This window comes from Porphyromonas sp. HMSC077F02 (assembly GCF_001815465.1).
Taxonomy (GTDB): Bacteria; Bacteroidota; Bacteroidia; order Bacteroidales; family Porphyromonadaceae; genus Porphyromonas_A; species Porphyromonas_A somerae.
In genome coordinates, this window is sequence record NZ_KV820668.1 from 67967 (window position 1) to 70268 (window position 2302).

The window sequence follows — 2302 nt, forward strand, 5'->3', positions numbered from 1 at the left end:
ATAACGATGTGCAAAACACCCTTACGACCCCGGCCTAGGGGTCGGACAACCTTATTTAGGTCTGACCCCTCAGCCGGGGTCATAGAGTTAGGGAATATGCTCTTACACACAGGTCGTTCGGGGCTTTGCCCCTCCGACCTGTGCCTATTTAACACGGACCTCTCCGAGATCCTTTCTTATCAACTCTCTGCTATAAGCTCATACGGTAAGATCTTTCTAGTGCGTAACCCGGGGTTACGTTTTAGAGCGTCGTATCGTGTTGCATTTATCTGAGTGTTTATAGGGCGGGCCTCTGCGAGAACCTTACTCTATTACCCTCAACAACTTATATGAGACTGTTGCACGAAGGCGATATCTAAAGTGTGGCAATATATAAAAAGAGTAGGCGGAAAGCTAATTAGCCTTCCGCCTACTTCATTTAGGGTGAACGACGGGGATCGAACCCGCGACAACTGGAACCACAATCCAGGGCTCTACCAGCTGAGCTACGTCCACCATGTCCGACTAGATAATTCTAATCGCGTGGACAAAGATACATAATATTTCTATAATCCAAAAGAAACCACCCAAAATAATCATAGACACTCTGATTGTTGGCTATTACAGATCTCTCTTGCGAGCAATTACTATAATCTGTCATAAGGGCGTGCTCCTTTGTATCACAAGATGTAGGTATATTATTTTTGATATTATTTCCTTAATAATACAAAAATGCTTGTTATCCAGCTTGGAGTTGAGGGCGAAGCTAATAGGGAAGTAGTGAGGTGGTAAGCGTCATGTTTGCCTTTACGGAGAGTTGGGAAAAGATTTTTAAAAAGGCCTAAAAAAATCATATCAATTAGGTATTGACAATGGGTACCCATCTCCATAACTTTGCATCAAAAATAACAATATAGATATGATGATAAGAAAGGTTTTATTCAAGACATCGTTACTCTTCGTGCTTTCTGTGGCTTCGCTAAGCTTTGCCAATGCACAATGTTGCAAGACGGATAGTGTAAAGCCAGCCCGAAGTCGTCTAACGCTAGGAGGTTATGGAGAGGCCGTAGCAAGTCGCTACTTTTACTCTGACAATGTGAATCGGTACAGCAAGGCGGATCGCTACAAAGATGTGCCTAGTCGAGGTGCTGTAGATTTGCCTCATGTGGTACTGATGCTAGGCTATGACTTTGGCCACGGCTGGTCGCTCAATACCGAGCTGGAGATAGAGCATGGCGGAGTGGAGAGTGCCATGGAGATCGAGGATGAGGAATTTGGCGAGTGGGAGAAGGAGATAGAGCGTGGAGGTGAGGTAGCCCTGGAGCAGTTCTGGCTACAGAAGTCCTTTACCCCCTATTTTAATATCCGATTGGGTCACGATATTGTGCCTGTAGGCTATACTAATGCGCACCACCTGCCTAATGAGTTTTTCACGGTGTACCGACCAGAGGGTGAAAACCAGATACTGCCTTGTACGTGGCACCAAACCGGTATTTCGCTTTGGGGCAAGTGGCGTTTTATGCGCTATCAAGCGATGCTGCTTCCCGGCCTCAATTCGCTACTCTTTAGTAAGGATCAGTGGATAAAGAATGGCTCTGCAAGTGCCTTTGAATTCACTCCCTCCAATAAATACGCTGTAGCTCTACGCCTCGATTTTTATCCCATTAAAGGACTACGTATCGGTCTGAGCGGGTATTATGGAGAGTCGTTCAATAACACACTTCAGAGCGATGAGCGAGGCAAATATCAGGGCGTGCGTGGTGCCGTAACCATCGGCTCTGCCGACTTTAGCTACAATGGCTATGGATTCCGTGCGATGGGTAGCTTTGATTATGGTCACCTAGGCGATGCTGGTATCATTTCGCAGCACAATCGCGCGCAGAGTGCATCATCGCCCTACAAGCGTACACTCGTGGGGGATCGGGCACATGCAGCCTCGATACAGGCCGGTTATGACCTCTTGTATCTATTCCCCTCTAAGCGAGATGGGCGTCAAAAGCTTTATCTCTTTGGTGCCTACGAAAATTATGATGCCTACCATCCAGTTAAGGGCAATAGCGATTACACTTGGACTGATAGACAGCGAATTGCGGCAGGATTCAATTACTACCCAATGAAGGAGCTGATGATCAAGGGCGAGTACAGCATTAGACTCTTGAAGAAGGAGTTTAATAATGAACCTAGCATATCACTTGGCGTGGCTTACTCGGGATTTTTCTTGAAGTAGCATAACCTCTTTATTCAGAAAACAAAATAATAAAATAAAAATATACAGCGATGAACAAGTTATTTTGCCTCATCCGATATTCTGCGTGATGGGGTG

General features: G+C 45.7%; 1 protein-coding gene and 1 tRNA gene. One reads left to right on the top strand and one right to left on the bottom strand.

The features are described from left to right. Positions 1 to 422: 422 nt before the first annotated feature. Positions 423 to 495, bottom strand: a tRNA-His gene (locus tag HMPREF3027_RS04750). Between the two features lie 406 nt (positions 496 to 901). Here HMPREF3027_RS04750 and HMPREF3027_RS04755 point away from each other — a divergent pair. Further along, the gene (locus tag HMPREF3027_RS04755; protein WP_371440877.1) at positions 902 to 2206 is read left to right on the top strand and encodes a hypothetical protein; all 1305 of its coding nucleotides are present in this window, start codon (positions 902 to 904) and stop codon (positions 2204 to 2206) included. Positions 2207 to 2302: the final 96 nt, after the last annotated feature.

Excerpts from the sequence above, each read along its gene's own strand:
- HMPREF3027_RS04755 (WP_371440877.1), top strand. The coding sequence starts at position 902 with ATGATAAGAAAGGTTTTATTCAAGACATCGTTACTCTTCGTGCTTTCT.